We start from the raw sequence: 5921 nt of genomic DNA, 5'->3' as shown, positions 1-5921 counted from the left end.
AACACAAAAAAGCCCTTGACTGATTACTCAGCAAGGGCTTGATTTAAGATTGGGCACCGACCTACTCTCCCACGTTTTACCGCAGTACCATCGGCTCTGGCGGGCTTGACTTCTCTGTTCGGAATGGGAAGAGGTAGACACCGCCGATATAGGCACCTGAATATTTTTAGATTTGAGATGTTAGATATGAGATTTGAGACATACCCTTTTTAACAAACCATTTAATTACTTTTTTTTAGATTGATCAGCAGATTCTGAGTTCAGACTTTCGTCTAATATCTCATATCTAACATCTCATATCTAAGACAATAATTGAAAGAAGTGATTGAATTTCGAGAAAACAACAGACATTGTTGTTTAGTTTGTGGTTGATAGTTCATGGTTCATGGAATATATTACTATGAACTATGATCCATTCACTATCAACCTTTTTTCTATCTGAAGAAAGCTTCGGGCAATTAGTATTACTCGGCTATGATGTCACCACCTTTAGACCTGTAACCTATCAACGTAGTAGTCTCCTACGACCCTCAATGGAAGTCTCATCTTGTGGCTAGTTTCGCACTTAGATGCTTTCAGCGCTTATCTATTCCCAACGTAGCTACTCTGCAATACAGCTGGCGCCATAACAGATTCACCAGAGGTTAGTCCAACCCGGTCCTCTCGTACTAAGGTCAGCCCCACTCAAACTTCCTACGCCCACAACAGATAGGGACCGAACTGTCTCGCGACGTTCTGAACCCAGCTCGCGTGCCACTTTAATGAGCGAACAGCTCAACCCTTGGGACCTTCTCCAGCCCCAGGATGTGACGAGCCGACATCGAGGTGCCAAACCTCCCCGTCGATATGAGCTCTTGGGGGAGATCAGCCTGTTATCCCCAGCGTACCTTTTATCCTTTGAGCGATGGCCCTTCCATGCAGAACCACCGGATCACTATATCCGTCTTTCGACCCAGCTCGACTTGTCTGTCTCACTGTCAAGCAAGCTTATGCTATTGCACTCCACGTACGGTTACCAAGCGTACTGAGCTTACCTTTGAAAGCCTCCGTTACCTTTTTGGAGGCGACCACCCCAGTCAAACTACCCGCCAAACAATGTCCCCCGTATTACAGGGTTAGACACCAAATACAGAAAGGGTGGTATTTCAACGTTGACTAAACTACTCCTAGCGAAGCAGCATCACAGTCTCCCACCTATCCTACACATCCTGTATCCGATATCAATGTTAAGTTGTAGTGAAGGTGCATGGGGTCTTTCCGTCCCGTTGCGGGTAACCGGCGTCTTCACCGATACCACAATTTCACCGAGCTCATGGCTGAGACAGCGCCCAGATCGTTACACCATTCGTGCAGGTCGGAACTTACCCGACAAGGAATTTCGCTACCTTAGGACCGTTATAGTTACGGCCGCCGTTTACCGGGGCTTCGATTCAATGCTTCGAATTGCTCCTAACATCCCCTCTTAACCTTCCGGCACCGGGCAGGTGTCAGGCCATATACGTCATCTTTCGATTTTGCATAGCCATGTGTTTTTGTTAAACAGTCGCCTGGGCCTTTTCACTGCGGCTTCCATTGCTGAAAGCGCCCCTTCTCCCGAAGTTACAGGGCCATTTTGCCGAGTTCCTTAGCCATGATTCACTCGAGCACCTTAGGATTCTCTCCTCGACTACCTGTGTCGGTTTACGGTACGGGTTTTTATAACCTGAAGCTTAGCGGGTTTTCTTGGAAGTCTGATTACCTGAACTATCTCGTCCCCCGAAGGTTTCAAGTACTATCAGCTTTCAGCATGGTCTGCGTACTTAACTACAGTCCATATACCTACGGCCTTTAACGAACTATTCCGTCAGTTCGCGTCAGTGTCACTACTCCGTCACCGCATCGCAGTTATAAAAAGTACTGGAATATTAACCAGTTGTCCATCGGCTACGCCCTTCGGCTTCACCTTAGGCCCCGACTAACCCTGATCCGATTAGCGTTGATCAGGAAACCTTAGTCTTTCGGTGGGCGGGTTTCTCTCCCGCCTTATCGTTACTTATGCCTACATTTGCTTTTCTATATCCTCCACAGTCGGTTGTCCCTCCTGCTTCGCCGGCATATAGAATGCTCCCCTACCAGATGCATTACTGCAAATCCATAGCTTCGGTATACTGCTTGATGCCCGTTTATTATCCATGCCCGATCGCTCGACTAGTGAGCTGTTACGCACTCTTTAAATGAATGGCTGCTTCCAAGCCAACATCCTAGCTGTCTGTGCAATCGGACCTCGTTAGTTCAACTTAGCAGTAATTTGGGGACCTTAGCTGATGGTCTGGGTTCTTTCCCTCTCGGCCCTGGACCTTAGCACCCAGAGCCTCACTCCAGCGTATATTAATAAGCATTCGGAGTTTATCTGGATTTGGTAGGATTTGACTCCCCCGCACCCAATTAGTAGCTCTACCTCTTATTAACTCAACCGCCAGGCTGTTCCTAAAAACATTTCGGGGAGTACGAGCTATTTCCCAGTTTGATTAGCCTTTCACCCCTACCCACAAATCATCCGGAAACTTTTCAACGTTTATCGGTTCGGTCCTCCAGTACCTGTTACGGCACCTTCAACCTGTCCATGGGTAGATCACAAGGTTTCGCGTCTACCTCCCCTGACTATACGCCCTATTCAGACTCGCTTTCGCTTCGGATCCGTGTCTTAAACACTTAACCTTGCCAGGAAAGAGTAACTCGTAGGCTCATTATGCAAAAGGCACGCCGTCACGGTGTTAACCGCTCCGACCGCTTGTAAGTACACGGTTTCAGGTTCTATTTCACTCCCCTGTTCGGGGTTCTTTTCACCTTTCCCTCACGGTACTGGTTCACTATCGGTCTCTCAGGAGTATTTAGCCTTACCGGATGGTGCCGGCAGATTCCCACAAGGCGTCTCCGACCTCGCGGTACTCAGGATTCCACTATCCTATCATTACTTACCCGTACGCAGCTCTCATGCTCTATGGCTGGGTTTCCCACCCCATTCCGGTTCATTTTGATATTCATATTGTGGTCCTACAACCCCAGTTATGCCGTAACATAACTGGTTTGGGCTTCTTCCCTTTCGCTCGCCACTACTCAGGAAATCATTATTATTTTCTCTTCCTCTGCTTACTTAGATGTTTCAGTTCAGCAGGTTCGCGCATTTATGCAACTAGTCTTCAACTAGCTAGGTTTCCCCATTCGGAAATCCGCGGATTAATTCATATTTGCTAATCCCCGCGGCTTATCGCAGCTTATCACGTCCTTCATCGCCTCTGAGAGCCAAGGCATCCCCCGTGTACCCTTTCTTACTTTCTTCTACGCTTGCGCCTTTTGCGCCGCAAGGTATGTCTTTATTTTAGTTAGTTGTTCGTAGAGTCAGGACTTCAGGATTCAAGAACCAGGACCGAAGTCTTGTCTCTTGTTTCTTGTCATCTTGATTCCAGCCAAACAACGTCCCTATTCTGTTGTTTTCTCTTGTTTCAATTACTTCTTCCAATATGTCAAAGAACTTTACCCCATACTTAACAAACGGTTAAGTAGCTTGCATGATATCCTATCCCTTTCAGGAAACGGAGGGTGTGGTGGAGAATAACGGATTCGAACCGTTGACCCCCTGCGTGCAAGGCAGGTGCTCTAGCCAGCTGAGCTAATCCCCCTAAAAGATGGATTTGTCATCATTCATCTGGTCATTATGTCATTCCTTTGCAGTTTTTGACTTTTTCCTTTTGACTTTTGACTTACCTTTGTAGTCCCGAGCAGATTTGAACTGCTGACCCCTACATTATCAGTGTAGTGCTCTAACCAGGCTGAGCTACAGGACTTTTTGATTTCGGATGTCGGATGTTCGATTTCGGATTCTTCTCTTCAATTCGGCAATCGTCTATCGTAATCACTTACAATCCAGCCTCTCAGATGATTAAAACCACTGAATGGTTTCATCTTTTGGGTTTTCTTTTGTTTTTTTTATAGTGCCAGTTACCAGATAACAGTGTCAGACTTTCGTCTCACATCTCATATCTCATATCTCACATCTATTTTAAGAAATAATCATGTAGGTAACACTGTTACATTACTTACTGTGGAAACTGCTCCAGAAAGGAGGTATTCCAGCCACACCTTCCGGTACGGCTACCTTGTTACGACTTAGCCCCAGTTACCGACTTTACCCTAGGACGCTCCTTGCGGTTACGCACTTCAGGCACTTCCAGCTTCCATGGCTTGACGGGCGGTGTGTACAAGGCCCGGGAACGTATTCACCGCGTCATTGCTGATACGCGATTACTAGCGAATCCAACTTCACGGGGTCGAGTTGCAGACCCCGATCCGAACTGTGAACAGCTTTATGAGATTGGCATCCTGTTGCCAGGTAGCTGCCCTCTGTACTGCCCATTGTAGCACGTGTGTAGCCCCGGACGTAAGGGCCATGATGACTTGACGTCGTCCCCTCCTTCCTCTCTATTTGCATAGGCAGTCTGTTTAGAGTCCCCACCTTGACGTGCTGGCAACTAAACATAGGGGTTGCGCTCGTTGCGGGACTTAACCCAACACCTCACGGCACGAGCTGACGACAGCCATGCAGCACCTAGTTTCGTGTCCCGAAGGACTAAAGCGTCTCTGCTTTATTCACTAACTTTCAAGCCCGGGTAAGGTTCCTCGCGTATCATCGAATTAAACCACATGCTCCTCCGCTTGTGCGGGCCCCCGTCAATTCCTTTGAGTTTCACCCTTGCGGGCGTACTCCCCAGGTGGAATACTTAACGCTTTCGCTTAGACGCTGACCGTATATCGCCAACATCGAGTATTCATCGTTTAGGGCGTGGACTACCAGGGTATCTAATCCTGTTTGATCCCCACGCTTTCGTGCCTCAGTGTCAATGACACCATAGTAAGCTGCCTTCGCAATTGGTGTTCTGTGACATATCTATGCATTTCACCGCTACTTGTCACATTCCGCCTACCTCTAGTGTATTCAAGTTCTTCAGTATCAAAGGCACTGCGATAGTTAAGCTACCGTCTTTCACCCCTGACTTAAAGAACCACCTACGCACCCTTTAAACCCAATAAATCCGGATAACGCTTGGATCCTCCGTATTACCGCGGCTGCTGGCACGGAGTTAGCCGATCCTTATTCTTACCGTACATTCAGCTTGATTCACGAATCAAGGTTTATTCCGGTATAAAAGCAGTTTACAACCCATAGGGCCGTCTTCCTGCACGCGGCATGGCTGGTTCAGGCTTGCGCCCATTGACCAATATTCCTTACTGCTGCCTCCCGTAGGAGTCTGGTCCGTGTCTCAGTACCAGTGTGGGGGGTCATCCTCTCAGATCCCCTAAACATCGTAGCCTTGGTAAGCCGTTACCTTACCAACTAGCTAATGTTCCGCATGCCCATCTTGATCCTATAAATATTTGATTATATGTGTGATGCCACACCATAATGTTATGCGGTCTTAATCTCTCTTTCGAGAGGCTATCCCCCTGATCAAGGTAGGTTACATACGTGTTACGCACCCGTGCGCCACTCTCATGGAAAGCAAGCTCTCCAATCCCGTCCGACTTGCATGTATTAGGCCTGCCGCTAGCGTTCATCCTGAGCCAGGATCAAACTCTCCATTGTAAAATGTTTTGTTTGTCTCTGACCCTATTATTAATAATAGAATCTGTATTGTGAGCTGGCAGTTGGCAGTTGTCAGTTTGCACTAACCTCTATCTTCTCTCCACTCACACTGTTATCTTTATACAGCTTCCCGCTTTCTTATAACTCATCGGAAGGGTTTAGTTTCCGATCGTTACACTACATGATTTTCTATTTCTTAAAAGAACTTTTCAGCTTCACTATCTCAGATCCGCTTTATAATCTTGGAGTTTTAACACTCCTTAACTTTTCATTTCCTGTCCGCCAGAATCGCTCTGACTTC

The 5921-nt window shown here is 47.3% G+C and carries 2 tRNA genes and 3 rRNA genes; all 5 read right to left on the bottom strand.

The features are described from left to right. Positions 1 to 48: 48 nt before the first annotated feature. Positions 49 to 160, bottom strand: a 5S ribosomal RNA gene (rrf, locus tag BW976_RS28775). A gap of 278 nt (positions 161 to 438) precedes the next feature. Further along, a 23S ribosomal RNA gene (locus BW976_RS28770) occupies positions 439 to 3319 on the bottom strand. 263 nt (positions 3320 to 3582) lie between these two features. Continuing rightward, positions 3583 to 3659, bottom strand: a tRNA-Ala gene (locus BW976_RS28765). A gap of 90 nt (positions 3660 to 3749) precedes the next feature. After that, a tRNA-Ile gene (locus BW976_RS28760) sits at positions 3750 to 3824 on the bottom strand. Positions 3825 to 4097: 273 nt separating this feature from the next. Further along, positions 4098 to 5620: ribosomal RNA gene (locus tag BW976_RS28755) — 16S ribosomal RNA — on the bottom strand. The 16S, 23S and 5S rRNA genes sit together here with 2 tRNA genes alongside, the layout of an rRNA operon. Between the last annotated feature and the right edge of the window lie 301 nt (positions 5621 to 5921).

This window comes from Mucilaginibacter lappiensis (assembly GCF_900155965.1).
Lineage (GTDB): Bacteria > Bacteroidota > Bacteroidia > Sphingobacteriales > Sphingobacteriaceae > Mucilaginibacter > Mucilaginibacter lappiensis.
Note: the sequence above shows the minus strand (reverse complement) of the source record. Positions and strands in the feature narration are given on the sequence as shown.